Below are 25,594 nucleotides of genomic sequence, written 5' to 3'. Positions count from 1 at the left end.
CAGCCCCGGAAGGTGAGAGCTCCGGGGCTGTCTTTTACAGGAACCAGTAGGAGTCCCTGTGCCCGAGATCATGACACGCCCCGCACCCCGCCCGGCAGCCCGCGTCCGTACCGACGCCGAACGCCGGCTCGGCGAGCACCTGCTGCGCATGGTGCGCGAGCAGGACGCCCGCATCCCCTACGAGCGTCGCGCCCCGCGCACCCTCGCCGACATGCAGGCCCGCATGGCTAACGACGCGTGCGGGCTGTGCGGGCGGTGGAACTGCACTGGCGCCGACTGCCCGCCCGGTTTCGCTGCTCCCGCTACGGCGAGCGTCCCGGTGACCGGCTCCGGCGGCTGGCAGTGCGACACCTGCGGCGGCTGGTTCGGCGTCACCGGCGCCGGGCCCGCCCCGGTCACCGCCTGGACGTGCGGTGCCTGCGCCAACATCGCCCGCTGACTCTGGATGGCGCACCTCATACGGGCGGCCCGCACGGCGCAGCACCGCGCCGCCCGGGCCGCCCGCATGGTCGGCCCCTCCCACCCGTGGGCCCGGCTGCTGCTGGCCGCCGCCGCAGTGGCCGCGACCGCGGCCTGGGAGGCCGGCCACCACGTAAACGACCTCCACCCCAGCACGAAAGGCCGGCCGCCGCGTGGCTGACGACCTCTACACCCGCTACCTCGCCTCCGAACGCACCTGGCGCGCACACCGAGGCGGCTGCTCCACCTGCACCGACCGCACGCACTGCCAAACCGGCGCCCGCCTCTACGAGGCGTTCGCGCGCCTGCAAGACGCCTACCTCCAGCGGCAGAAGAAGCGCTGACCACGACAGGAGAAAGCCCATGGCACTAAGCACCGTCACCACCGCGCTCGACACCTCCGGCACGGAGCAGCGTCTGCCGGACTCCCTGTGCAGGCACACCCCGCACTGCCCGTCGGCCGACAGCCCCGACCGGGAAGCCGCACACGTCGTGGCCGCCCACTACGAACAGGGCTGGTCGGTTTTGTGTAACGGCGTCGTCCTCTTCGAGGACACCGGCGAGCTGCTGCCCGACGGCCAGATCGTCGCCCCGCGCCGACACCTCGCCGTCGTCGCCTGACCTGCCCCCCAAGCCACTGTCCCAGCCCGACACCGCCACCTCTGTCGGCTGCCTGACCCGCCCGGCCCAACCCCCGCGCCCCCAAGCGGTGGTCGGTCCGGGCGGCGTCCAGGGGAGCCGGACAGCCCAGACCCAACGAACCCTGAGATGAGGCTTGCATGCCCGAGACCACAACCACCCCCGCCCCCGCTGCTGCGGTGTTCTCCGACGTGACGCTGAGCAAGGCGGCCGAACTCGCCGCCGACTCCTACCAGCGGATGTGGATCGGCCCATCTGGCGAGGAATCCTCCGGCGAGGCCGTGGCCCGCCACCTGGAGGCCACCATCGCCCTGCTCGACAAGGACGGCTGGATCCGCGCCTACAACTACGGCAAGGACTGGTCAACCGGCGGCGCGGACCTCCCCGACGACGACTCCATGACGGTCAAGGCGATGCTCCGGGCACTGATCCGCTTCGTCCGCGACGAGAGCGACATCGACCCGCAGCGGACCCTAGCCACCGCCCTACGCCACGTCGGCGAGGACGGCGGACACGGCGACAAGGACACCGCCTACGTGGCGGGCTACGTGCTGGACCGAGTCATCCAGACCCACACCGGGTCCTACTCCGCCCACGCCACGCCGTGGTCGGAGCGTCAGCACCGCACCCACGCGGACGTCACCGCGCTGCTGACCGCCGGCGCCCGGTTCGCCCGCACCTACGGCCCCGGGACCCCCCGGTCCGAGCAGCAGACGGCCTGACCCGCCTACAGCACACATCGGGACGGCCGACCACACCGTGGCGGCCGCCCCGGCAGCTCAACACATGTGAGACAGCGCCACCCCGCGAGGGCGGCACCCGATCTGGAAGGAGGCGGCGTGGCCGCCACTCGAACCCGCAACAAGAGGCCCACCGCCCGCAAGAAGCCGGCGGCATCCCGTCCGGCTCCGCAGCCCACCGCCTCCACCACCCCCGCCGCGTCTCCGGCCCTGGCCGCGACGACGGAGGCGGACCTCGAGGCGCTTGTCCGTGTCGCGGATGCCCGGGATCGGGCCGCCGACGTCATCGACACGGCGCGCGAGCAGGCCGCCCTCCTCCAGGCGGAAGCGGAGACGGCGGCCGCGCACACCGTCGCCGACACGCATAGGCAGGTCAGCGTGCTGATGACCGAGGCGCAGACCCGCGCCGCGGGCATCACTGCCGACGCCGACCAGGAGGCCACCGCTCAGCGGGCGGCGGCGAAGAACGACCTGGAGACGGCGCGCGGCGAGGCCGACCGGCTCTTGGCGGAGGCCCGCAACCGTGCCGAGACCCTGGTGGCAGAGGCTCGCGCGCAGGTCAGAGACCTCACCGAGCTGGCGGCCACCGACCGTGAGGCGACGGCCACGGCTGTTGCCGAGCTGCGCCGCCTGGCGGAAGCCGATCTCACCGAGATCGCGGCTCTGGTTGACCAGCGCCGCATCGAGGCCGGGCAGATCCTCGCCCGCGCCCAGGAGCAGGCCGACGAACTGGTGGCCGCGGCGCAGCGGGAGGTTGACCAGGCCCGCGAGCGGTTCGCCCAGCTCGCAGCGACGGCCGCTGAGCAGTACGACGGCCGCCGCGCGGAGGCGGAGGCGCTGTACGCGGACGCGGTCAAGGCCGCCGACGATCGGCGCCGTGAGGCCGACGCTCATGTTGCCGCCGCGCACACCGAGGCGGAGCAGGCCTGTACCGAGCTGCGCGAGAAGCTGCGCGAGCTCACTGACCAGTTCGACACGGAGGCCGCGACCAAGCGCAAGGCCCTCGCCGACGAACTCGACGGGCTTAAGCAGGCGTGCGACAAGCAGCGCGAGCGGCTGCGGGAGGAAGCCAAGACCGTCGCGGTGCAGCTGCGGGAGGCAGCCCAGAAGGAGGCCGCCCGCATCACCACGGAGGCGGAGCGCAAGGCGAAGGGCATCACCGAGCGGGCGCAGGCGGATGAGGCCCGCGCCCGCCGGCTGCTCGATGAGGCCCGGGAGGCGAAGCGGGCCAACTCCCGCTTCAGGGGCTGGCAGCAGAACCTCAGCCGCAAGGCGTGGAAGACCGCCCCGTGGATCGCGCTCGCCGCCGGCGTCGGGCTCGCCGCCTCCGGCGAGTACGAGCTGGCCCGCATGGTCGGCATCAACCGGTACGTCGCCCCGCTGCTGCCGGTCAGCATCGACGTCTACTGCGTCACCGCGTTCCGGGCCAAGAAGGACATCCCCTACGCGCTGCTGCTGATGGCGTCGGCGAACGTGACGTACCACCTGTCCGAGCAGGCCCACATCGTGAAGCAGGGTCATTCGGCGCCGTGGCAGCTGACGACGTTCGTCGTGCTGATCTTCGTGGCCGTCATCTGGCGCGTCCACACGCTCATGCACGACGACGGTACGAACGGCCACGGCAGTACGGCTGCTGCGGGCAGCCGTACCGGTACGGACAGCGGAAACGGAACGCCCGCCCGTACAGGTACGCACCGGCGCACAGACGGCACGGACGGCACTTCGTCCAGCCGTACAGGGGCCGCCAGCCGCGACCTGTACGCCGCTCACGGCTCGGTACGGCCGGACGGAACGGGCCTCGGACGGGACGGTACAGACCCTGTACACGCCGCCCCCCACCCGCCGCACGAGGGCGGGACCGAAGCGGCGGTGACCAGGCCGTACAGCGACCGTACAGACGGTGTACACACCGCCCCTGACGGGGCGGCGCGTACACGTGCAGCGGCTGCGGGACGTACCGGTACGGCGAGTGCGGCCGTACAGGCGCGTACCGGCACGGTCAGCGTCCGTACACAGTCCGGCGGCGAAGGAGTTCCGGGTGCCCGTACAGGTACGGCCGCCGCGTCCGCTCCTGCAACCGGAACCAGCGGTACAGCAGGCGCGGAGCGTCCCGGTACGCCTGTACGGACGGACGCTGAACTCCTGCCGCTCGTACAGAACCTGCCGCGTGACGAGGACGGCTTCGTCACCCTCTACCAGGCCCGCACCAAGCTCAGCGTCAACCAGCCCCGCGCGGTCCGGCTGCTTTCCCAGGCCGGCCTGCTGCGTCCCGAGGACGCGGACAAGTACCTGAAGTGAGCCGCCGTCCGGCACACGCCAGTGAGGGCCAGCCCGAGACAAGCGGGCTGGCCCTCGCTGCGACTGCCGGAAGCAGTCCCAAATCCCAGTACACCACCCCTACACCCCGAGGAGAAAACCCCTGATGAGCAAGGACATTGCCACTCGCGTCACCACGGGCGTGCAGGCACTGGCGCTGCCCGGACAGCGTGAGGGCTGGCAGGCCCAGCACCGCGGATCGCTGCTGACCGACGCGCAGACCTACGAGGCCCTGGCCGACGCCGTTCAGGCTGACCTCAAGGCCCGCCGCCTGGACGGTGACCTGCCGTGGGGTATCTCGGCTGCGGCCCGGGCCCGCAAGCGGGTCAAGCCGCTGCGGGACGCCGCCCGCGCCATGCGGCAGGCCGCCAAAGCCATCAACGGCACGGTCGCCGCGTACGAAGAGACCCAGCCCGAGGTCGTCATGCGGCGCCGCGAGGACAAGGCCCTGCGCAAGGCGCAGCGCAAGCAGCAGGTCGGGGCTGCCGCCCACAACAGTGCGCAGGCCACCCTCCAGCGGCTCGCCCCGGGTGAGGGAGGCGACGCGCCGGCGGGTGCGCCGAAGCTGCTGGGCGACTACTTCGGTAAGCAGCAGCGGGGTGCTTGATGGCTGCTGCGATGTCTCCGAAGAAGGCGGCCCACTGGAACGCCCGATTCGAACAGGCCCGCGCGGCAGGCGAGAAGGGCCCGGAGGAGTTCTTCCGGGCCTGGCTCGACCTGGTGAAGATTTCCGCTCTCCAGAAGGTGAAGCGGACCGGCGATCACGCGACGTTCAACGCGCTGTCGGCGGAGCTGGAACGCCTCTACCGGGATCACTGCCAGTAATCGTCATCGTCATCATCATCACCGCCGAAATGGGGGTTGACGGGGGTCCCAACCACGCGTACGCGTACGCGTACGAGGCGGCCCCCTCCCCTCACCAGCAGTCACCAGGAGAGGAGGGCGCGTGTCCCACGACGACGGCCCGGACAACGTGCTTCAGATGCCCCGGATCGGCTCCCCGCCGCCCCCGCCCGCGCCGCCCCCGCCATCCCTCGATGAGCGGCCGGCGGCACCCGACACAGCACCCGCGACTGTTCGAATTTCCGTGTTCGACGCGCCCGCAGTACCCCACGCACCGAGCACTGCGAGCAGCGTTCCGGCGGCCCTGCGCAGCGACGGCCTGGACCCCGCCGTACCGGACCCGAACGGTTTCCCGCCTCGCACGGGCGCGCTGTCGCTCGCGGCGATCCTCGCCATCGCACTGGCCGCGTTCGAGGGCCTGCAGACCTGGCTCCGGGAGTCCGGCCCCCGCCGCGCCGAGGCGGCCAAGCATGAGCGGGAGATGGAGCTGCTCGCCGCCAAAGCCCGCGCGGACGCCGCCCGGCTCGGTGCCGAGGCCGACAAAGAGAACGCCCGGGCCCGCAAGGTCCCCTCCAGCCACGAATATGGCCGTAGCGCCTTCGGGCGCGGCTCAGGTGGCCCGGGGCGGGGCGGTGGCGGCGTCGGTTCGGGTAGGTCCGGAGCGGGCCGCGCCGGGCCGTACAGCGGCTCTGCGCAGGGGCGTTCGCACGGTGTCGGCGGCCGCGGGGCTGGTGGCGGCAGGGTGCCGAACGGGCGGTCCAACCTCGGCTCATCCGGCAGTGGAACGGGGCCCGTCCGAAACGGCGCGACGGGCAACCGGAACGGCGGCTCCCCGGACCGAAACGGCGGCCCGCGGATCCGAAAGGACGGCCCGCGGACCCGAAAGGACGGCACGGGGAACACCGGTAAAAACGGCACCCGCGGCGCCGGCGGTACGGGCGGCGGTCGTGGCGGCGCCTCGGGCGGCGGCGGGCGCCGCTCCCCTCGTCAGGCCGTCGCCGACTGGTGGGGCAAAGGCAAGAAGCCCCCCGGCTCCGGCAGTTCCGGCGGTTCGGGCGTCGGCAAGGGCCCGAAGACGTCCAGTGGAGGCACGGGCACTAAAGGCGCGGGGGGTCGCGGCCCGGTCAAGGGCGGGCCGACGTTCTGGGACGACCTGAAGAACCGTGTCGGTGCCGGGGGCCGCGTCAAGCCCCGCCGGTCCACGGACGGTACGCCGCCCAACAGTGGCCACGGCAAGCCGCCCACGGTCGGCACCACGGCCGGATCCGACAGCACCGCCAACGACCGGGTGCATCTGAAGGACGCCGCGTGGGAGGCCGTCAACGACCGCTGGAAGAAGCGCCGCAGCACCTGGACGGCAGGCGGCGGCTCCCGCCGACACCGTAAGAACCGCACCCGCGACGCCGACCAGGACGGCACACGCCAACAACCCAAGGCCAGCGGCGCCCAAACAGATCAGGACCGGGCCGCGGAAGCCGGCGCGGCCGGCCCGCACACCTACGGCCAGCCGCGCAGCTCCCCCTTCGACCAGAGCCCCGAAAGCCCGGTGACCATCACCGTGGAACAGGTCGACCCGCCCGGCGCGCACGCCAAACGCTGGGAGCCCACCGCGATCGGCCCGGGGCAGCAAGCACTGCCCAAGCAGGGCGCCGCCGCCCTGCCCCGCGCCCCGCAGCGTCCCGCTGGGCACCGGCCCGGCACCACCCGCAGAAAGGAACCCATCCCTATGCCCCCTGTCCCCACGAGGACCGGCAGTGCCCCGACGCCCGTGACAGCGGCGGTCTCGTCACCGGGCGGCCTGTCCCCCCAGCACGCCACCGACATCAACCTCGACAAGGCTCTGAAGGCTCTCACCGTGCTGACCACCGCCGGCATGGAAACCCACGACGAATGCGCGGAACTGGCCAGGCAGGCCCGCCAGCTGCTGAGCGAACTGGAGTTGATGGCGCAGGACCTGATCGCCGTGCACAACGTCGCGGGCCCGCGCACCCTGCGCGCCGTATCGGTGCTGATGGAGAGCGTGGCGCAGCTGGTCGCGGGAGCCGAGCGCATGTCCCGGGCCGCGCTGGACGCTGCGGAACTCTCCGAGGCGGAGGAAACGGCGATGGCTCGGGACTACCGGCCCGTTCAGGACGCGACAGCGGACGCCGGCCTCGCCGCGCCCAGCGCCCGTATCCACAACGAGAACTAAAGGGAGACCCCGATGGGGCAGATCGCACCCGCCGTCGGCGCGGACGGCGCCAACAACGGCTACGTCGCGCTGGTCGCCAAGTTCACCGCCCTGCAGCACGCCGCAGCGGGGCTGCTCGAGGAAGCAGAGCGTCTGGCACAGAGCATGCGTGCCAACGCCGACGCCGCCGTCACGGTCGCCGACCTGTGTGCGGCCGCTCAGGTCGACGACGTCCATGTCGCTGCCGTCGCCGACATCGGCGAGGCGTTCGGCAGGGTCGTCGGGGGCTGCAAGCGGCTGATGGGCGCCGCCGACCAGATGCACACCGCCGCCGGGCACCTCAAAAGCGAGCACCAGGCCGAGTACGGAGGCATTCACGCCGCCGCCACCGCATCCGGAGTCAGGCAGGCCAAACCCGGTTTCTACCGGCCGCTCTGACCCTCACTCGACACGCCACCCGGGGGCCGCATCCGTACACCGGAGGCGGCCCCCGGCGCATGCATTCACCCCACAGCGGGCCGGCCACGGTCGGCCCCCTTCTCACTGGCCTCGCCGGACGCCGTACCGCCCTCCGTGGGCGGCACAGCGTCCAGCACGACCAGCGGACCACCCCTCAGCAAGCCCGGAAGGAATCCGACCGATGAGCAAGATGCCGATGCGCGCCAAGGCCGAGATGGCCGCTTACGGGGCGTCCGCTGCCGCCCTCGCCTACGTGCCCTCCATGGAGTCGCTGCCCGCTCACGCCACCGCCACCGCGATCAGCGGCAGCTGCGTGTGGTGGCTCTACCGCAAGGTGAAGACGCGTGACTTCCGCCGCACGATCCGCACCGCGCAGCGGGCCCTGGGCCCGGTCACCGGCGGCGCCGTCTACGCCGCCGCCGCGATCGTGCCCGGCCGCCCGTGGTGGGAGCCGGTGGCCGCGCTCGGCTGGGGCACCGCCATGACGGCCGCGCTGCCCATCACCCGCTCCACCTGGACCCCGCCGGCCGACACGACGGCCGCCTACCCGCCCGGCTTCCGGGGCCTGATCATGCGCCTGTGGGACACGGCCGAAGTCGCCCCCGACACGTGGCTGGAGAACATCGAGCAGACAATCGACGCCGCCCACCCGGACTTCACCGCCCACGTTGTCGCCCCTGCCGGAAAGCCCGTGCCGCGTATCGACCTGATCGCCGCAGCCGCCGCGTTCGGCGTGCCCGCCGCCTGCGTCGCCATCGACGAAATCCCCGGCACCGGACCGGGCCGTGTGCGGCTCACCGTCGCCCCGACCACCCGCCGGGGCGGCGGCAGCATCGAAGACATGTGGGCGGAGAAGGTTGCCCGGCCCGGCGGCGCGATCCCCGGCAGTCAGATCGTCCGGGTAGAGCAGTTCCCCGCACTCGGTGACCTCCCCGCACGGGGCATGGTCCTCGCGCAGGTCGACGGCGGCGAACTCGCCCGCATCAACCACGCCCAGCTCTGCAGTGCGTTCGGAGTGGAACCCGAAGAGCTGCGCCTGGTCGCGGAAGCCCGCGGCCGCGAAGCCCTGGTGACGCTGTACGAGTCGGCGCCGCTCAAGGCGTCCCGCCGCGCCACCCGCGAGCTGCTCACCCTGGACGCCTACGGCCGCTACACCATCGGCACCGCCCACGACGGATCCGACGCCAAGGTGCACATGCAGTCCGCAGCCGGCACGCTGCACGGCTTCCTGGTCGGTGTCACCGGCTCCGGGAAGACCGTGGCACTCGCGCTGATGTGCGCGGCATGGGCCCTGGCGGGCCTGGCGACCTGGGTGACCTCCGCCCGCCCCGACGCGCAGATGAGCGCCGTCGGGCGCCACATTGACCGGCAGAACGCCGGCGCGATTTTCACCTGGTGGATGCTCAAGGCCGCCATCGCGCTGATGGACATCCGCGGCCAGATCAACGCCGAAGTCGGCCACGACTTCTCCGCCCACTCGCCCTACCCGGGCCTGGTCCTGGTCCTCGATGAGTTCAACTCCCTCGTCGGCGACGATGCCCTGGGCGATGAGATCGCCCACATGACCGACGTCCTCGCCCGCGAGGGCCGCAAATTCGGCATCGGCATCGTCTTCGCCGGCCAGTCCCTCAACCTGTCCAAGCTCGGCGGCGAAGCATCCCTGCGCGACCAGGTGCAGGGCGGCATCGGAGTGGTGCTGCGCATCGCCGGCTCCTCCGGCGGCATCGCCGCCCGGCAGGCCACCGGCGGACTCGCCGGGGACGTCGACCTCGCCGACATTCCCGACCGGTTCAACGCCTCCATGTCCCTGATGGACCGGATGCACGGCGCGACCGACGACGTGCCCGGCGAGCCCACCCAGGGCGTCGGCCACACCGTCACCGGGTCCGGCGCGACCATGATGCGCAGCCTGTACGTCCACCTGCCCAAGGACGGCTCACCCGACGGACTGAACGAGATCTTCCCCGAGGACGGCTCCATCAACTGCCTCACCGCCCGGGAGATCGACGCTCTGACCGAGCTGGGCCTGTGGCACGACTGGACCATGCCGCCGCCCTCCGGGAACGACAAGGACGGCGACGGTGGCACACCGGCGTTCAGCGGCGTCGGCTCGTTCACACCGCCGCCACTGCCCGCGCAGAAGAAGCAGAAGACCACGGTCAAGGACAAGGTGCTGGCCGCCGTCGACCGGCAGATGACCGCCAAAGAGATCCGAGAGGTGATCGACGCCGCCCCCGGCACCGTCCGCAACACGCTGAGCGACCTGGTCGCCGACGGCCGCCTGCACCAGGTCGACCACGGCGTGTACGCACCCGCCGGCAACAACACGGGCGTTGCCATCCCGGAGACCGGGCAGCTTGCCGCCGGCCAGGCGCCGGACGGCGTGGACGGCGCCCTGGTGGTGGAGGCCGCCAGCCTCATCATCAGCAGCCAGTTCGGGTCCCAGTCCATGGTGCAGCGCAAGCTGCGCGTCGGCTTCGACCTCGCCGGGCGCCTGATGGAGGCCCTGGAAGAGCGCGGCATCGTCGGCCCCGCCGACGGCGCCAAGGCCCGCGACGTCCTGGTCCGACCGGACGCACAGGACGACATCCTGCGGGAACTGCGCGCCGACTTCGCCCTCGCCGCCGACGACTGACCCTCCCCCCGTTGCTGGATCCCCTGGTCACCGCCAGGGGATCCGGCAACCCCGCAAGGCATCCGTCCGGGCTACACCCTCCCGCCCTGCCCCATGGAAGGAATCCCCTGTGATCGTTTCTGTGTCCGCCGTGCTGTTCCTGGCCGTCGTCGTGGTCGTGCTGCTGCGGCAGCGCGCCCTCGGTATCGGGTCTGCCCTCGCCTGCACCAGCCTGGGTTTCTGCCTCGCCTCCACCGGTCTGGCCCCCGCGATCACGCAGGCCCTGGCCGCTGCCGCCAGCCTCGTGTCCGTGCACTGACGGGAGCACCACCATGGCCGCCTCGCTGCACACCGCACCCGCTGCCCCGCTCGCCCAGACGCCCCCGGCAGCAGCACCCGGCGACCGGGACCGGCTGAGCCTGGACGCCCGGCTGGCCGCGGCAGAGGCGGCCATGACCCTCCGCCTGGAAGAGGCCGCCGTCGCCCACGAGGTGCGCACCGCGCACATTCACACCGACCCCGTCGACCTCGCCAATGTCATCACCGTGCCGCTCACGCCGACCCTTCAGCCACCGCAGCTCCCCGCCACCCCGGTGGCCGCTCTCCTCGAGCGGGCCCGTGCCCGGATGGAAGCCGATGGCTGGTGCGCGGGGGCACTGACTGACGAATCCGGCGCGGTCTGCCTGATCGGCGCCATCCGTAAGGAGGCCGGCGGCAACCGCGGCCTGGAGGCCGACGCCGCAGCCGTCGTACTGGACGCCATCCGCCGCCGCTTCGGCGACCACGTCGAATCCGTGCCCGCCTTCAACGATGCCCACGGCACAGGCCGGATCCCGCTGCGGATGATCGACCAAGCCGCCGGCCTCGCCCAAGCCCGCGGTCTGTAAAGCCCCGCTCCCCCTACGACAGCTAGTCGGCTGGTGTCCAGGGCGGAGGCGGACTCGTGCTCTCCCCACCGCAGTTCCAGCACTCGAATTCGTCCGGCACCTGGTACTTCTGCGCCCACCACGAGACGACAGGCTCGCCCCACACCACGCACTCGGTACCGCACCAGCCGCACACGAAGACGAAGTCCACGAACGCCCTCCCCACTGCCTCGCCCCTGCCGGCCAGCATGCCCGGAAACCCAACGGCAGACCCACCGATTCCAGCACGCTTCAACGCTGACTCGACACCCCTTGCCGCCCTGCCCGGCCCATGGCCATCCCCGCCGCGAGGGCCGGACAGGCTCACGCACCACCCCGCCCGCGAGAGAAGGAGATCCCGTCTTGGCGAAAGCCCCGACCGTCATAGGAGTACTCACCGAACCCCCGGCACCGACCTGGTGGAAGGCCAACCGTCACAAGGTTCTCGGCGTCACCGGGCTGCTGATCGGCTACTGGATTGGCACCCACCTACACGGCGCCCCTGAGCAGCAGCCGGAGACGCCCCGGCCTGGCCACACCACCCCAGCGCCGGCCACGCCCGGCAAGCACCCCACGCGCACGGCCCACGGCCTCGCCGCATAAACCCAGCCGCACCACCCGCTGCACCCCGCCGACACCAGCACGACGTCGGCGGGGTGCAGCGCTGTCCACCGACGACTGGAGGAGATCACTCGTGCTCATCCCTCGCCCGCGCCGCCGGATCGGCCGTCCCCGTCCGCAGCGTCCCGGTCCCCGCTATCCGCAGCGCCCGAATCGCCTGCCCGGCATCTGGAGTCGGTGATGCGCTCTCGCCCTGCCCGTCGCCGATACGCAGAGACGCAGCGGGTTCTGCGTGGTGCGCAAGGCCTTCCGGAGTACGACCGGGGCAGCTGCCCAGACCATCTCCTCACCCGCCGCCAGGTCCGGGACCGCGACCGGTCTCCAGCACACGAGCCGATAGGCATCCTGCGCTGTGCACGCTGCCGCTACCGGCCCACGTGGGCCTGCCTGCCCGGCCATCGGGGACGGGCGTACCTGTACGACGTGCGCCTGGCGCGGCCCAAGCGGGTGCCGACGCTGGCGCAGGAGTGGGCGCTGGACCGCGCGATGGCTGCCAGGCAGACGTGCCCACGGCCCACCTGTGGCCGCCGCTACACCTACTGCCTTCCCTTACGCACCCTCGGCTGCTGCCTCGAATGCCACGACGGCACTCCGGCCGACCCCACCACCTACACCCTGCCGCCGGCCAAGCACCAGCTGGCCGCCTGACCCTCAAGGAGCCTCCGGTTGAGCCTGCACTGGTCATCTCGCCCGAGCCCTGCCCGCCTCGAACCGGCCGCCCGGCCCGAGAGTTCCTCGTGGTCGCGGGCTGCGGATGCGGCCTGCGAGACGCTCGCGAGCGAGATCAGCCGCACGGACGGCAAAGCGTCCCTGCTGCTGGCTTTCGACGGCGTCCTGCTGGCCGGCCTCGCATCCCTCGCCCCGCGGGGCCTGCCCTTCTTATCGCTCGGGGTGGGCGCGGCCGCCGTGCTGGCCCTGACTGGGGCGGCTGTGCTGCTGCTCCTGGTCGTCCGGCCCCGCCTTGGGGGCGGCGACCGTGCCTCTTTCCCGTTTTGGGCGCAGCTCGATGACGACGGGATACGGGACTGCCTGCGATACGACATGCGCCTGGCCCGCATCCGTGTGCTGTCCGTTCTGGCGGTGGGCAAGTACCGCCTCCTGCAGCGCGCAGTCGACCTCAGCCTGGCCGCTCTGGTCCTGCTCACCCTCGCCGCTGCCACCGCCGCGATCGCCGCCTGATCGCGTGGCCCACCCGCCAACAACCCTCTGTGAAGGAGATCGATATGGCTGTCCTGTTCGACGGAGAACTCAGCGAGAGCGTCCTGGTGGTGCTGATCGGGCCTGCCGGTGCGGGTAAGTCGACGCTGGCCGCCACCTGGCCCGCCTCCCAGGTGCTCAGCCTGGATGCCCTGCGTGCGGCGGTCAGCGACGACGCCGGCGACCAGGACGCGACCGCAGACGCGGTCGATGTCCTGCACCTGCTCCTGGAGTACCGGATGGCCCGCAAGGCCACCACGGTGACCGACGCAACAAACGTCACCGCGGCCGCCCGGGCACCCCTGGTCGCCGCCGCGAAACGCCACGGCGTGCGGTGTGTCGCGGTCGTGATGGCGACACCGGCTGAGGTGTGTGTCGAGCGGCAGGGCCCGCGCCCGGCCAACCGCAGCGTGCCGGCGGACACGGTGCGAGCCCAGCACAAGGCCATGGTCCACACCTACAGCTCCCTGCCCTCCGAGGGGTTCGATCAGGTTGTCTTCTCGGACAGCCTCTACCGGCTGGAACCGCTCCTGAAGCGCCTGTCGGCGATCCGTGAGGCCGACCTCGGGCGCGGTGAAAGCGCCGGCCTCGGCGACCTGCTCCTGGTACGCGGATTCTTCGGTCCGGAGATTCTGCCGCTGTGGCGGTGGCGGCCGGGCTCGGACCTGGTGAGCGGCCGGGACCGCGTTGCACAGATCCGCCTGGGACAGCAGTACCTGACCCTCGCCTTCCGTGCCGACGTCGACGGGGAGGGCGAAGTCGGATTCGACGTGGCGTTGCCCTGCCCGGTCGATGACGAGTGCGCGGGCCGCGCATGGGCGCCGGTCTACTCCGTCACCGACCTGTACCGGGCGCTGACCGGCGCCATGGACAGCGACCCGTACATCGTCTGCACCGTCCACGGATTCGCCGACGCCGACCAGGAGGCCGACGACCACGCCGCGCAGCAGCTCGCGGAAGTCGGCCCGTAACGCGGGGAGCCGACCCCAACCCGCCGCTGTGGTCCGGCCCGGGGCGGCCGCCGGCCACGAGCCCGGCCGCGCCGGCTCTCACATCCAGGCGCCTGATCCGCGCCGACACGTCTCCTCTGACGCCCCGACGAAGGGAACTTTCATGCAGTCCTCCATCGATCGCCTCATCGGCCCCCACCGCGCCGCCCGCGTCATCAATGCCCTGGTCGGTGAGCTGATGACAGACGATCTGCTGCCGGAATCCACCGCCTACCGCCTCGTCTGCGACGGCATCCTCGCCGAAGACCCGTGGCTGCTGGCCGAACCCGGCCAGGCCTGGGCACTACGCCCCTCGGACACGGAAGATCCCGCCCCGCCCCTGCTGCTGATCGTCGGCAGGGACCGCGACCAGCTCACCGTGGAAACGCCCGACGGGTTGCGTTACCCGATGCCGCTGTTCGCCCTGGCCGCCTACGAACTGCAGCAGTGGTGCTGGCTTCGACCCGACCCGCAGACCACCCCGTGACGAAGCCCCTCCGCTCTTCGCGCACCGCCCTGAGCCCTCGCCTGGCGTCTGCGCTCGGCACGCCGCTCTGACAGTCCCGCGTCCCGCCCCCACGCTGCGCCAGGTCCTGGCGCTGTGCGGGACGGGGCCCAGGACCGGACAGCCCGGCCCGGCACCACCTCGGACAGACAGGGAGAACCATGACCGAGATCCTGCACGCCCCGGCCCCCTCGTACGGCGCGGACTCCCCGCTCGCCTACCTCCTGGACCTCGCCGACCAGGCGTGCGGCGCCCCCACCGATGAGGAGCAGCGCGACGACGCGGAGACCGCGGCCGCGCACCACGTCTACAACGCCTACGGCTACTCCCTCGCGCAGATCCTCGACGCGATGTCCTGGCAGGGCTACCCGGCCGTGCACGAGTCGGGGCACCGGCGGTGGGAGGCATCTGCGGTGGCGTGGCTGGACGGCGGACTGTGGCTGCACCACACCCTGCACATCACCGAGACCGACGGCGCCAGCGACGTCCTGACCCTGATCGTGCCGTGCACCTGCGGCCGCGGCTACGTCGACATCGTCCTCGACTCCGAGGACGCCCTGATGGAGTTCCTCGGGGAGCTGCGCCCCACGCACGGCCGCTCCCCGCACACCGACGTGAGCGACTGCGCCAGCGTGCATCCCGTCCCGCCCATCGGCCACATCGCCTGAGCCTGTTTCTGAACCCCATAGCGTCACGTGAAGGCGTCACGGCGTGACGCCTTCTGAACGCGAACGCCCTCTGGCGGTAGGCCCGGGTGCGGCACTTCGGTGAGCAGTACAGGGCATCCACCCGCTTGCGGTTGCCGTCTGTGGCCTCCCCGGTGAACCACCAGCCCTTGCAGACCGGGCAGCGCTGCCGCGGCCGGTGGTACGGGCGGCCTCCGCGCAGGGCAGCGGCAAACTCGACGTTGCTCCGCCACCATTCCTCGCGCTCACGCTTCCACCACCACGCTTTCGTCCGGCAGGTCGCTGAGCAGTACCGACGCGACCGTCGGCTGCCTTCTGGCAGCGGGCTACCGCATTGGCTGCACGTCCGGACACCCATCCTCGCCACATGTCCAGGTTCCTCCTGGACGCGCCACGGGACCAGGACGCAGGGCCGCCGTTCGCTCAACAGTCTCCGTGACGGTTCGGTGAGAGCGGCTTCCCTGCGGGCAGTCCCGATTCCAGGCGCTGTCATCTGCGAAGAACAGGTTCTGTCAGCCGAGGCCGGCCCGGGACGGCTTACGGCTTCGACTAGAGGCAGGCCGTCCCGGGTGCGCCTGCTCCGTCACAAACCGGCGCACCACCAGCATCCCGCAGCGTCCAGATCACCCGGCCACCGGGCGATCAACGGCAAGAGGCGCACCCCCTTCCGCCGGCAAAGCACGGGGGTGCGCCTCTCAATTCCGCCCGGAAGGGCGAGAACGGAGACCATCATGCCCAACCGCACCCCCTTACGGCAGTCGGTGCCCGAAGACCCGGCCACGTTCGCGCGGCCCTTCAACAAGCGCCGCCCCGGCCGCGTAACCACCGGCACTGGGAGGGCGGGATGACGGCGTTGTACGCCCCCGACACGATCCGCGGCATCACCCTCCGCCAGCCCTGGGCGGCATGCATTCTGCAGCCTGGCGGCAAGCGGATCGAGAACCGGCCCCGCACCTGGGCTGCGGGCTGGTACCTGCTGCATGCCGGAGCCGAAACCGACCGGCCCGCGCTACGCGACCCGCTCGTGGCCCGCACGATCCGCGGCCTGGAGCTGCCCACCCGCGCGGTCCTCGGCATCGTCCGCGTCACCGGCTCCCACACCGACGACGGCTCGCCGTGCAATCCCTGGGCCCAGCCCGGCCTGATCCACCACGACCTGGACGACGTCCACGCGCTCGCCCTGCCGGTCCCGTGCGAGGGCCAGCTCGGCCCCTGGCGGGTCTCGCTCGCCGTGTACGAGCGCGTCCTTCTCCAACTCCCCGCCCCTGTACGCGACCTGCTTGTGGAGGCCACCTCATGAGGACCCACATTCCCGCCCTCGACGCCCGCTTCCCCTTCCCCACCACCGGCACCGCCTGCCAGAGGGCACCGGAGGCGTTCGACTACGCCACCGGGGACCGCAACGGCGACCGCGCGGCGGCAGAGCAGAAGCTGGAGAAGGCGGGCCAGGCATGCGCAGGCTGCCCCATCGCCGAAGCCTGCCTGCGCTGGGCGCTGGTCAATGCGGATGCGACACGGTCCGGCATCTTCGCCGGCACCACCCCGCGTCAGCGCACCACCCTGCGCAAACGCCTGGCGGACCGCCTCGGACCGGACTGGGTCGACGTCCTCGCCGAACGCGAGCAGGCCCGCCGCGACCGCGCGGCCGCCGCCCGCCACGCCCCGCTGACCGTCTCGCAGTCCCGCATCGTCCGCCTCGACCGCGAGATCAACGGCCCGCTGCGCCAGCCGATCAGCACCAGGCAGCAGCAGCGCAACCGGGACCGCCTGGTCGTGGCCCTGCGCTCGCCCGCCAGCACGCCGCCTCTGGCCCAAGCAAGCTGACGCTGCGCTCGCGGGCGCACGTCAGCCGATAGCGCGGGCGCCCGCTTTCAGCCCACGCACCACCCCGCACCCTGCACGCCCTGCACCCGGCCGCTCCTGCAATCCCGCAGCGGCCTGGCGCTTCGTCCTGCCCACTCCTCCATCCCACAAGGGGACTTTCGTGCAATTCATCGTTGACCAAGCCGACCTTGCCGCCGCTGTCAGCTACGCCGCCCTCAGCCTGCCCGCCAAGCCGCCCGTACCCGTCCTGGCAGGGCTCCTGCTGCACGCAGACACCGACACGCTGCGCGTGAGCGGCTTCGACTACGACACCTCCACCGACACCACCATCGCCGCCACCGTCACCGAGACCGGCCGCGCCCTCATCTCCGGCCGCCTGCTCACCGACATCGCCGCCCGCGTCCGCGGCGCCGTACACCTCGAACTCACCGGCCAGCGCCTGCTGCTGCGGGCCGGATCTGCCCGCTTCACCCTGCCCACCCTGCCGCTGGAGGAATACCCGACGCTGCCCGACCCCGGCACCCCGTCCGGCACGCTGCCCGCCGGCGCACTCGCCGAAGCCGTCGCCCAGGTCGGCTGCGCCCGCAGCACCGACGACACCCTGCCCATCCTCACCGGCATCGGCCTGCACCACGACCAGGCGGCAGGCACCCTCACCCTCACCGCGACCGACCGCTACCGCTTCGCCACGCGCACCATCGACTGGAAGCACTGCGACCTCGACACAGACCACACCGTCGTCGCCCCCGGCAAGAACCTGATGGACGCCGCGAAGGCCGTTGCCGACGACACCACCATCGACCTCACCCTCCCCACCAGCAGCGGAGCCAGCGGCCTGTTCACCCTGCGCAGCCAGGCCCGCACCAGCACCCTGCGCGGCCTCGAAGGGTCCCTGCCCACCTACAGCGCTCTCTTCCCCACCGAGTCCGCCCACACCGCCACCGTCGGCATCGCTCCCCTCAAGGAAGCTGTGCAGCGGGTCGCCCTCGTCCTCGCCAAGAACCTTCCGGTGCAGCTCACGTTCACCGCCGACGGCAGCCTGCTCCTGGAGGCCGGTACTGACGAAGACGCCCAGGCCGTCGACACCGTGGACACGCGCCTTGACGGCGAAGAGCTGACCATCGCCTTCAACCCGGCGTTCCTGCTCGACGGCTTGGGCGCCTTCACCACCGACGCCGTCGACTTCCACCTCACCTCCCCCACCAAGCCCGCCGTCCTGCGCGGCCACGACAGCGACGACCACGACCTGCGCTACGCCCTCATGCCGATCCGTCTCACCGGCACACGCGACTAAACAGCAGCCCACTCCATCCCGCACACGCCTGGGGCGGCCGTCGACTCCGCGTCCGTCCGCCCTGGCGCCCTCTCCCGGAAGGCAACCCGTGCCCGACACCACACTCGGCGTCCCGCCACTGCCCACGATCGTCGTGTTGTGCGGCTCCACCACCCACTGGGAGTAGCTCACCGAAGCCGCCCTGTACGAAACGGTTGCCGGCCGCATCCTCCTTGCCCCCGGCTTCAACGCGGCTCGGATCAATGCCGAGGTCTCGCCCCACTCCCCCTCGACCGTGCCGCCGCCCTGGGGTCGCCGTTCGACGTATACCGCGGCGTTGCCCTCCCCCAGGTCCGTGGTGCGCAGCAAGAGATCAACGGCCGCAAGCGACATGTCACCGTGGACGCGCTCGAGCTGCCGGTGATGATCACGGTGACGCCCGCCGACATCCAGGACCGCGACGCCGCCCGCGACGTGTTCTGGCGGCTGCGTCTCACCCAGCCGCAGATCACCCAGGTCTGGGCCGACCGCGGCTATGCCAGTGAACTCGTGGACTGGGCCCGCGACCGCCTCTGGCTCACCTTGCGCATCGTCTCCCGACCCAAGGGCACCAAGGGCTTCGTCGTCCTGCCCCGCCGCTGGAAAGTCGAGCGCACGATCGGCTGGTGCATGAACGCCCGCCGCAACGCACGGGACTACGAACGGCTGCCCCAGCACTCAGAAGCACACCTGAACTGGGCACTCATCACCATGATGACCCGACGCCTGACCCGCAAAAGCCCCCGCACCAGCCAGTGGGCGAAGACTGGGTGGCCGAAGCCGGGGGGCATCGCTCAGTCGACCGCGTCGACGAAGCCCATCTTCCGATTCATGGCAATCGCACTCGCGTTGGCCGGATGATGAAAGGTGCGGACCCTGCTCGCTCCGAACTCCGCGGCGAAAGTCATCCCGAACGTCTTCATGGCAATCGAGATGCCCCGACCTCGATACCCGGCTCGCACACCAGTCATCTCGTTGAACATGAAATTTTCATGCCGCGACGTCGCCGCCATACCGACCCAAGCCTCGCCGTCCAAGGCGATCACCACACCCCGCGGGTCGTAGGACGCCACCTCAAAGCGCTGCTTCACATACTCATCAAATGAGTAGAAAACTCCTCTTTCTGGTATGTCGGCAGCGCACTCTTTGTTGAGCTCGTACAGCGCCCTCCGATGCTCCAGCGTGTCTCCCAGAGCCGCGAGAGTCACGAAGCGCAAGCCCTGGGACTGGCACTTCGTCACGTACTGCTCGAAGCGGTCCTGATCGAATCCGGCAACGTCAAGTTCGAGTTGCACCCAATGACCCGCCACAACTACCTGCCTCCTGCTGCACTATGCCAGCCCCATCCTGCTGCCAGCCTTCAACCTGCTGGCAGCCTTCCACCTGCACAAGATCGCTGATCCTCAGCGGTGTCCCTCGTGAGCTCGTTTCTTGGCGCAGGATCAAAAACACCTACCTATCGGGCATCCGTACCCCTCCCCATGCCCACCGGTCCTTCCGGCAGCTTCTGCTGCCTCCCCCATCCGCCGAGTGTTGAGGCGCGCGATCTCTGCCAGCCCCGCGAGAACAGTGCCGATCCCGGGTGTGAGTAGTTGCGGTAGAGAAAGTGCCGTTGAGATTGATCATGGACCGGCTACCGCATCGCCGCCCGGAGGCGTGTCAGACTCCTGTGGCAGGGTGATCGCATGTCGTCTTATGACCTTCCCTAGCCCCTGTCTGACGCGGCCCAGCGCGCTGCCGCCGCGATAGCTCAGTGGGAGCCGATGCAGGACGCCGTCGACTCTGTGGGGCGCTCGGCGCAGTATCAGGCGCGCGACCTGAACGCGTACCTTGCCGACGTAGACGCGCGTCTTGGCCAGCAGCTGGCCGAGCGGATGCAGCAGGCCGTGGCCGAGCCGCAGCCTGCCTGGCTCGCCGGCCTTGAAGCGACGGTACAACGGCTGGCCGCCATAGCCGACGAGCAGATGGAAGGGCTGCGGCGGCTGACTCTGTCACTCGACATGACCGGCTTGGACCGCATGCTGGAGAGTGTCGCCGCCTGGCGCGTGCTGACCGACGAGCAGCGGACGACCGCGGTCTCGGTCGTGGACGATGCCTACCGGTCCGCGGACGCGGATGCCGTCTCGGACGCGATGGTGGCGGAGTTGGAGGACACAGCCCGCCAGTTCGCGGGCGAGGGCGGCATCGACTACCTACCGATCGAGGTACGCCGCCAGTCGTTCGTCCTGTTCGTGGGCACGGTCGTCCTGCTGGCCCTGATGACGCTGTCGTTCTCCAACGACACCGCCGACGAGGTCATGTCCAAGGCTCTGGAATTCGGGCCGGCCGTGGGCATCGCCGCCCTGGCGGCCGGACGGGCTTGGGACCTTAACAACGGCGTCCGCCCGGACAGCGAAGACGACCAGGACAACTGACCCGCTCACCCCGACATCCGCCTGGCCATGATCAATAGAGCGGGGCAGTTCCTGTACCGCAACTACTCGCACCCGGATCCCAGGGGGGACCGCGAAGGACGAGGGCAAGATGGATGTGATCGGGGACGGCGTCCCCTGCCACCTCTCCACGTCACCGACTGCGTGGAGCATCGCAAGAACATCGTTGCTCGGGGGCAGGTTCAAGGCGGTGCAGTACCCGAAGTACATGGCGGAGTTCATCGCGTCCCTTCTCTACATCTCCGACTAGTCCCTGATCGCGTTCTTGAAGGCGGCGCCAGACCTCCCGCTGCAGGAGATCGCGGACATCAGCTCCGAGCACGACGGCATCCCGGGCAGATCCTGCCGATTCACGGCAAGATCCTGCACGTGTAGAAGCGGTTCCTGGTGGACTCCGAGGACGGAACGAGACGTCCGAGGTCAGAAGCAGGTCTGAGGGCCAGATCAGAATCGCGGGTCACCGCGGACGCGACACGCCGACCTCGTGATGTCCGTCACGCATGAGCGCAGACGAAACGCTGACCGTCCCCTACGGGCGCAATGCCACAGAGACCCGCTGAGCTGCGATTTTCGCTCCTAGCCGCCTTGTTGTCAGTTGCGTCCCCATAATTCGCCCTGCACTGCATGGCGTTGAGCGCGCGGACACCCGTCGGTGAGCCCGACTGTCAGTCACGTGCCATAGATTCGTAGGGCCTCGAGGCAACCCTTCGCATGACGAAGGGAGACCCTTCGGATGCGGCCCGCCTCCTACAGCTGCCGCGACCTACGGATCTCCCTCTCGCCTTCGTCGGGTCCACCGCTTTGACAGAGACAGGAGACCCATGAACGAACGTACCTCACGCCTAGGACATCGCCCCGAAGCCCTATCAGCGGACCCGCCGTTCCTTGCGACGGTCGGGCCGGATCCGCAGCCCGTGCAGCCGGAGCCGTTCTTCGAGCTGAGGTTCGCCGAACTGCGCATCACCCTGCAGCGGCCGCCCTACAAGCTCATGGGCGCCCTAATGACCGGCGCCGGCGCCGTGTCCGTATGGCTCGCCCGCTGAAATCGGCCCTAGTCTTTGTGAACACCCTGATGCTCCAGGACATTCTCGGCGAACCGGAGTGGGCCGACCTCCTCACGCCCGCAGACCGGCGCGGCCTGACCCCGTTGTTCTGGTCCCACGTTCGGCCCTACGGCGAGGTGAACCTCGACATGGGCGCCCGCCTCAACCTCGCCGCGGCCTCTGTGCCGGGGCCTCGGCTGCTGGCCGACCAGGCGGCGCGATCCACCGTGGAGAACGAATGAACCTGCGTCTCGGCACTGCGAGCGGACCGCGCCGGTGGCTCGCGTGGAGGGACCCCGACATGTGGGTGCCCCAGGCACGCGACACGTACGCCCAGATCGATCATGCGGCGATCATGGCACAGCAGGCAGGCCCGCAAGGGAGCGAAGAACCGGCCGGCGGACCTGATCAACATCGCGTTGGAGAAGATCTGCACGGGCATGCACGACCGGAATCCGGCCCGGGCGGGCCGGCACTTGTCCGGGCTGGTCAGCGGCTTGTCCAGATCCTGTCCGGGACCGTACGGAAACGGCCGCGGAGGGCCGGAACCAGCGTTGTCCACGTGCCGCGGGGCCGGTCACCATGTCCGCATGGCGAATGTGGGGGAGTTGCAGCCGCAGGGGGCCCGTGATGTGGGGGAGTTCGCGGCTGCCTTACGACAGCTCAAGGAGCGTTCCGGGCTGACGTACCGACAGCTCGAAGAACGGGCCGCCAGGCACGGAGGAGTGCTGGCCCGCAGCACGCTGGCGGACGTCGTCGGCGGGAAGACCACACCACGTCCCGAACTGGTGGCCGAGTTCGTGCGAGCCTGCGGAGACGCGGAGCGGGTGCAGGAATGGCTGGAGGCCCTGGAAAGGGCCATCAGCAATGCGGCGGGCCGGAACGAAGGCGGGGACGACGGCCACGACGGAGGCGGCGGCGCGGACGGTGCGGGACCTCCCGGTCGGCACACCGGGCCGGCACCGGGCCGACGCCGGCTGAGCGCGCTGCTGGTGGGGCTCGCTGTGCTTTCCGCCGTGGCCGTCACCGTCTGGGTCCTCGGCTTCTCCGGTGAGCCGGGCGGTTCCAAGGGAAAGTCGGACCGGACCGCCCTGCCGCAGGGTCCCGTGCAGATCCGCCCAGTCCTGGCGGACGGCCTGTGTCTGACCGACGGGCATGCCGACGGGTACGAACCACTGGTGGCCGTGCAGCGTCCGTGCGAGGACGTCGCACCTCAGCAGACCGAGCTCGTGCCCGCGGCGGACGACACGTTCCGCGTGCAGTGGTACCACCCCGACCACGGCAAGGGTTGTCTGAACTCGGTGACCGTCGGCACCGGCGCCGCCCTGCTGGAGCCCTGGGAGGCCTGCGGGAAGACGAGCAGGTTCCGCATCGAGCCGGTGGGCTCCGGCCGAAGCGACCGGTACGTTCTCCGGTTGGTCGGCGGCGGATGCGTGGGCATGAACGGGTCGGGGACGGTCGCCGGGGTACCGGCGGTGACACAGCCCTGCGACGGGAGCGGGAAGCAGATCTTCTCCATCTCGCCCGCGTAGCTCAGGAGAGCTGTGCTCGGGGGCTGAGGAACATCCATGTCAGATCGTGCGCTAAGGGTTCGCTGGGTGGTTTGGTGCTTTGACCTGGAGTGATTGAGCGTCGGAGCCTTCGTGGGTCGTTGTTGTCGATCTTCGGAGAGCTGTTGTGGCGGTCGAGTTCCAGACGGACGAGCAGGCGGCCCGGAACGGGTCGTTCTACGAGGTGTCCTCGCGGGCGGAGCTGGAGCGGTACTTCTTCCTGGACGACGCGGACCAGCAGCATCGCCCGTGTCCATGTCGGGCACGGGCGATGCTGCCTCCAGGCGAACGGTCAGCAGAACACCCTGCAGTCGCTCACCGAGCTGTCCATGTCAGGCGTAGACCACGCCTCCGCTTCCGGCGACCTTGTAGTAGCCCGGTCCGAAGGCGGAGCAGTAGGCATACGACCACCTGTCACCGCTGGTGATCACCCCACGAGCCGTTTTCCTGGTGGACCCGTTGGTGCACGTGGCCTTCGCGTAGTACGCCTGGCTCGTCGCGCAGCGGACGCCGTACGTGTAGTTGTCGGTATCCCATGGCACGCAGCTGGCAAGCAATGACGACTGCGGCGCGGAGGCTGTTGCTGCCTGTGCGGGCGCAGTCAGAGCGCCAAGCGCGAGTGCTGCACCGAATCCGACACCTAGAGCAGAACGAATGCGCACGATGTACTCCTTTTCAGCCGCTTAGGGATTCAGCCGGGTCGACCCCAACTGACGGCATCAAGCATGGCGGGGACAGAGAAGAAAGCGAGGCGGGAAAGCTGTCCCGGACAGGGCATGGGCTGTCCGGCCTGGCCAGAGCCCTGTCCGGGAAGTGTCCGGAACAAGGCTGCCGCAATAAATGCCGGATTTACTGCGGCAGTACGCCTACCGTGATCATCGCGACCTGCGGAGGGCTCTCCAGTCGCCGCATGCGAGGTGTACGCATTTACTGCGCAGCATCGGGAGGGCGGAGAGGGCATGACGATCGAACCGGTGACCGAACTCGGGGGTGGGGGCGCGCTTCGTGTGCCGCACGCCCGGGTCGTACCCCTGGCCGCCCCGCCCTCGTCGTACACCGCGGCGGTCGAGCGGTACCTCACCGGCGCGGGCATCGCGAAGTCCTCTGCCCGGATCTACCGGATCTCGCTCACGACGTGGGGGTGGATGCTCGCCGGCGAACCCGCGCCGACCGGACCCGCCCGCCGGGGCGCGAAGCCGCCCGCGTTCCCCGTCACCGCGATCGACGATCCGGCCCTGCCCGAGGTGCTGGCCGAGCTGGCGGCGTCCCGCGCGGACGAGATGGACGCCGACACCGTCAACCGGGAGCTGTCCATCGCGCGCAAGGCGATCGGCTGGTGGCAGCGCCAGGGCTGGATCGTCGGCGACCCGACGATCGGCATCGAGCGGAGGCCGGCGCCGCCGGACCGCACCAAGGCCCTCGCGGAGAACCAGATCGCGGCCCTGTGGCGCCTCGATGTCGCCCTGCGGGAGAAGACGTGCTGGAAGATGCTCTACGAATCCGCCGCGCGGGCCGACGAGGTGCTGTGCCTGAATGTGGAAGACCTGTACCCGCAAGACAAGCGCGGGAAGATCACGGCCAAGGGCGGGGCGACCGAATGGATTCACTGGCAGTCCGGCACCGCCCAGCTGCTGCCCCGGCTCATCGCCCGCCGTACCCGCGGCCCGCTGTTCCTCACCGACCGCAGGGCCCCGGCCGGGACGCCGACGCTCGACGTGTGCCCCGAGACTGGCCGGGCCCGGCTCTCCTACCGCCGGGCCGAGGAGATCTTCGAGGAGAACACCCGACTGCTGGCCAATCCGCTCGCCTCGCCCGAGGACATCGAGGACTTGGACGGCTTCACGCTGCACCGGCTACGCCACAGCGCCCTGACACACGACGCGGAGGGCGGCACCTCCACCCCCATGCTGCTGGCCCGGTCCAGGCACGCCTCCGTCCGCTCCCTGGAGCGGTATGCCCGTCCCGGTGTCGACGCGGTCGCCCGACACGTCGCCGAGCGCGACCCCGCCGCACGTCGCCGAAGGTGACGCCCCTCGTTTGCGGCTGGTGACAGCGTTCTTACCGGCACCCCAAGAATCGTGCTGTCGTGTGGGCTCCGGGTAGGTCGACCACTCGGAGCCCACGAAGCCGCGCTACGGCTGTTCGTCTGTCTCGGACGGTCGGGGTCGGGTTCGGCGGCCGCGAAGGTGGGCGGCAATCCCGGCAGAGGCGGCGAGGACCAGCGCGGCGCCGAGGCTGCCGAAAAATTCGGGCAGCGAGGCGCGAAGAAGCTCGTACATGAAGCACCCGG

At 70.6% G+C, this 25,594-nt stretch carries 32 protein-coding genes; 29 read left to right on the top strand and 3 right to left on the bottom strand.

What is annotated here, in order from left to right; translation table 11 throughout:
- Positions 1 to 58: 58 nt before the first annotated feature.
- From ACZ4VA_RS37255 to ACZ4VA_RS37195, 13 genes are all read left to right on the top strand, one after another.
- Positions 59 to 439 carry a hypothetical protein gene (locus ACZ4VA_RS37255; RefSeq protein WP_468084301.1) on the top strand — a complete coding sequence of 127 codons (381 nt, stop codon included), beginning with the start codon at positions 59 to 61 and terminating at the stop codon, positions 437 to 439.
- 6 nt (positions 440 to 445) lie between these two features.
- Entirely contained in the window at positions 446 to 640 is a 195-nt protein-coding gene (locus ACZ4VA_RS37250) for a hypothetical protein (RefSeq protein ID WP_468084299.1), read from the top strand.
- Entirely contained in the window at positions 633 to 803 is a 171-nt protein-coding gene (locus ACZ4VA_RS37245; RefSeq protein WP_468084297.1) for a hypothetical protein, read from the top strand. Before ACZ4VA_RS37250 ends, ACZ4VA_RS37245 begins: the two co-directional genes overlap by 8 nt.
- A gap of 85 nt (positions 804 to 888) precedes the next feature.
- A complete protein-coding gene (locus tag ACZ4VA_RS37240; RefSeq protein WP_468084367.1) occupies positions 889 to 1,080 on the top strand; it encodes a DUF5999 family protein in 192 nt (63 codons plus the stop codon).
- Positions 1,081 to 1,238: 158 nt separating this feature from the next.
- Positions 1,239 to 1,820, top strand: coding sequence for a DUF6197 family protein (locus ACZ4VA_RS37235; RefSeq protein ID WP_468084295.1), 582 nt, complete (start codon positions 1,239 to 1,241; stop codon positions 1,818 to 1,820).
- Positions 1,821 to 1,937: 117 nt separating this feature from the next.
- Entirely contained in the window at positions 1,938 to 4,136 is a 2,199-nt protein-coding gene (locus ACZ4VA_RS37230; RefSeq protein ID WP_468084293.1) for a hypothetical protein, read from the top strand.
- Positions 4,137 to 4,260: 124 nt separating this feature from the next.
- Positions 4,261 to 4,761 (top strand): hypothetical protein, encoded by a 501-nt coding sequence (locus ACZ4VA_RS37225; protein WP_468084291.1) that lies wholly within the window; start codon positions 4,261 to 4,263, stop codon positions 4,759 to 4,761.
- An 11-nt stretch (positions 4,762 to 4,772) separates the two neighbouring features.
- Positions 4,773 to 4,979, top strand: a complete 207-nt coding sequence (locus tag ACZ4VA_RS37220) for a hypothetical protein (RefSeq protein WP_030976758.1) — start codon at positions 4,773 to 4,775, stop codon at positions 4,977 to 4,979.
- A 121-nt stretch (positions 4,980 to 5,100) separates the two neighbouring features.
- A complete protein-coding gene (locus ACZ4VA_RS37215) occupies positions 5,101 to 7,188 on the top strand; it encodes a hypothetical protein (protein ID WP_468084289.1) in 2,088 nt (695 codons plus the stop codon).
- 12 nt (positions 7,189 to 7,200) lie between these two features.
- Positions 7,201 to 7,605, top strand: a complete 405-nt coding sequence (locus ACZ4VA_RS37210) for a hypothetical protein (RefSeq protein WP_468084287.1) — start codon at positions 7,201 to 7,203, stop codon at positions 7,603 to 7,605.
- Between the two features lie 202 nt (positions 7,606 to 7,807).
- The gene (locus ACZ4VA_RS37205) at positions 7,808 to 10,261 is read left to right on the top strand and encodes a type IV secretory system conjugative DNA transfer family protein (RefSeq protein WP_468084285.1); all 2,454 of its coding nucleotides are present in this window, start codon (positions 7,808 to 7,810) and stop codon (positions 10,259 to 10,261) included.
- A 109-nt stretch (positions 10,262 to 10,370) separates the two neighbouring features.
- On the top strand, positions 10,371 to 10,559 hold the full coding sequence (locus ACZ4VA_RS37200) for a hypothetical protein (protein WP_468084283.1): 189 nt from the start codon (positions 10,371 to 10,373) through the stop codon (positions 10,557 to 10,559).
- A 13-nt stretch (positions 10,560 to 10,572) separates the two neighbouring features.
- On the top strand, positions 10,573 to 11,127 hold the full coding sequence (locus ACZ4VA_RS37195) for a DUF6197 family protein (protein WP_468084281.1): 555 nt from the start codon (positions 10,573 to 10,575) through the stop codon (positions 11,125 to 11,127).
- Positions 11,128 to 11,149: 22 nt separating this feature from the next.
- Here the strand turns inward: ACZ4VA_RS37195 and ACZ4VA_RS37190 are convergent, their stop codons facing one another.
- Positions 11,150 to 11,317 carry a hypothetical protein gene (locus tag ACZ4VA_RS37190; protein ID WP_468084279.1) on the bottom strand — a complete coding sequence of 56 codons (168 nt, stop codon included), beginning with the start codon at positions 11,315 to 11,317 and terminating at the stop codon, positions 11,150 to 11,152.
- 191 nt (positions 11,318 to 11,508) lie between these two features.
- Here ACZ4VA_RS37190 and ACZ4VA_RS37185 point away from each other — a divergent pair, with 191 nt between their 5' ends.
- The 10 genes from ACZ4VA_RS37185 (at position 11,509) to ACZ4VA_RS37140 (ending at position 19,140) form a co-directional block, all read left to right on the top strand.
- Positions 11,509 to 11,748: a hypothetical protein gene (locus ACZ4VA_RS37185; RefSeq protein WP_468084277.1), complete on the top strand. Its 240-nt coding sequence runs from the start codon at positions 11,509 to 11,511 to the stop codon at positions 11,746 to 11,748.
- Positions 11,749 to 11,946: 198 nt separating this feature from the next.
- Complete coding sequence (locus ACZ4VA_RS37180; protein ID WP_468084275.1) at positions 11,947 to 12,414, top strand: RRQRL motif-containing zinc-binding protein; 468 nt, start codon at positions 11,947 to 11,949, stop codon at positions 12,412 to 12,414.
- 18 nt (positions 12,415 to 12,432) lie between these two features.
- Positions 12,433 to 12,945, top strand: coding sequence for a Pycsar system effector family protein (locus tag ACZ4VA_RS37175; protein ID WP_468084273.1), 513 nt, complete (start codon positions 12,433 to 12,435; stop codon positions 12,943 to 12,945).
- 44 nt (positions 12,946 to 12,989) lie between these two features.
- Entirely contained in the window at positions 12,990 to 13,934 is a 945-nt protein-coding gene (locus ACZ4VA_RS37170) for an AAA family ATPase (protein ID WP_468084271.1), read from the top strand.
- A 142-nt stretch (positions 13,935 to 14,076) separates the two neighbouring features.
- Entirely contained in the window at positions 14,077 to 14,439 is a 363-nt protein-coding gene (locus ACZ4VA_RS37165; RefSeq protein WP_468084269.1) for a hypothetical protein, read from the top strand.
- A 179-nt stretch (positions 14,440 to 14,618) separates the two neighbouring features.
- Complete coding sequence (locus ACZ4VA_RS37160) at positions 14,619 to 15,125, top strand: hypothetical protein (RefSeq protein WP_468084267.1); 507 nt, start codon at positions 14,619 to 14,621, stop codon at positions 15,123 to 15,125.
- Between the two features lie 862 nt (positions 15,126 to 15,987).
- The gene (locus tag ACZ4VA_RS37155; protein ID WP_468084265.1) at positions 15,988 to 16,443 is read left to right on the top strand and encodes an ASCH domain-containing protein; all 456 of its coding nucleotides are present in this window, start codon (positions 15,988 to 15,990) and stop codon (positions 16,441 to 16,443) included.
- Positions 16,440 to 16,967 (top strand): WhiB family transcriptional regulator, encoded by a 528-nt coding sequence (locus tag ACZ4VA_RS37150; protein ID WP_468084263.1) that lies wholly within the window; start codon positions 16,440 to 16,442, stop codon positions 16,965 to 16,967. Before ACZ4VA_RS37155 ends, ACZ4VA_RS37150 begins: the two co-directional genes overlap by 4 nt.
- 160 nt (positions 16,968 to 17,127) lie before the next feature.
- On the top strand, positions 17,128 to 18,261 hold the full coding sequence (gene dnaN / locus ACZ4VA_RS37145; RefSeq protein ID WP_468084261.1) for a DNA polymerase III subunit beta: 1,134 nt from the start codon (positions 17,128 to 17,130) through the stop codon (positions 18,259 to 18,261).
- A 378-nt stretch (positions 18,262 to 18,639) separates the two neighbouring features.
- Positions 18,640 to 19,140, top strand: coding sequence for a transposase (locus ACZ4VA_RS37140; RefSeq protein WP_468084259.1), 501 nt, complete (start codon positions 18,640 to 18,642; stop codon positions 19,138 to 19,140).
- Here ACZ4VA_RS37140 and ACZ4VA_RS37135 read toward each other — a convergent pair.
- A complete protein-coding gene (locus ACZ4VA_RS37135; protein WP_468084257.1) occupies positions 19,074 to 19,574 on the bottom strand; it encodes a GNAT family N-acetyltransferase in 501 nt (166 codons plus the stop codon). The genes ACZ4VA_RS37140 and ACZ4VA_RS37135 overlap by 67 nt on opposite strands.
- 468 nt (positions 19,575 to 20,042) lie before the next feature.
- Between ACZ4VA_RS37135 and ACZ4VA_RS37130 the strand changes: the two genes are divergently transcribed.
- The 5 genes from ACZ4VA_RS37130 (at position 20,043) to ACZ4VA_RS37110 (ending at position 23,286) form a co-directional block, all read left to right on the top strand.
- Positions 20,043 to 20,693, top strand: coding sequence for a hypothetical protein (locus ACZ4VA_RS37130; protein WP_468084255.1), 651 nt, complete (start codon positions 20,043 to 20,045; stop codon positions 20,691 to 20,693).
- A gap of 109 nt (positions 20,694 to 20,802) precedes the next feature.
- Positions 20,803 to 20,961 carry a hypothetical protein gene (locus ACZ4VA_RS37125; RefSeq protein ID WP_468084253.1) on the top strand — a complete coding sequence of 53 codons (159 nt, stop codon included), beginning with the start codon at positions 20,803 to 20,805 and terminating at the stop codon, positions 20,959 to 20,961.
- A gap of 571 nt (positions 20,962 to 21,532) precedes the next feature.
- Complete coding sequence (locus ACZ4VA_RS37120; protein ID WP_468084251.1) at positions 21,533 to 21,754, top strand: hypothetical protein; 222 nt, start codon at positions 21,533 to 21,535, stop codon at positions 21,752 to 21,754.
- Positions 21,739 to 21,996: a Tn3 family transposase gene (locus tag ACZ4VA_RS37115; protein ID WP_468084249.1), complete on the top strand. Its 258-nt coding sequence runs from the start codon at positions 21,739 to 21,741 to the stop codon at positions 21,994 to 21,996. The genes ACZ4VA_RS37120 and ACZ4VA_RS37115 overlap by 16 nt, the downstream gene beginning before the upstream one ends.
- 348 nt (positions 21,997 to 22,344) lie before the next feature.
- Positions 22,345 to 23,286: a helix-turn-helix domain-containing protein gene (locus ACZ4VA_RS37110; protein ID WP_468084247.1), complete on the top strand. Its 942-nt coding sequence runs from the start codon at positions 22,345 to 22,347 to the stop codon at positions 23,284 to 23,286.
- A gap of 350 nt (positions 23,287 to 23,636) precedes the next feature.
- Here the strand turns inward: ACZ4VA_RS37110 and ACZ4VA_RS37105 are convergent, their stop codons facing one another.
- Positions 23,637 to 23,846, bottom strand: coding sequence for a hypothetical protein (locus ACZ4VA_RS37105; RefSeq protein WP_468084371.1), 210 nt, complete (start codon positions 23,844 to 23,846; stop codon positions 23,637 to 23,639).
- 417 nt (positions 23,847 to 24,263) lie between these two features.
- On the opposite strand from ACZ4VA_RS37105, the gene ACZ4VA_RS37100 reads away from it, so the two are divergent.
- Entirely contained in the window at positions 24,264 to 25,331 is a 1,068-nt protein-coding gene (locus tag ACZ4VA_RS37100; RefSeq protein ID WP_468084245.1) for a tyrosine-type recombinase/integrase, read from the top strand.
- Positions 25,332 to 25,594: the final 263 nt, after the last annotated feature.

Source organism: Streptomyces sp. NPDC028308, assembly GCF_055565855.1.
Note: the sequence above shows the minus strand (reverse complement) of the source record. Positions and strands in the feature narration are given on the sequence as shown.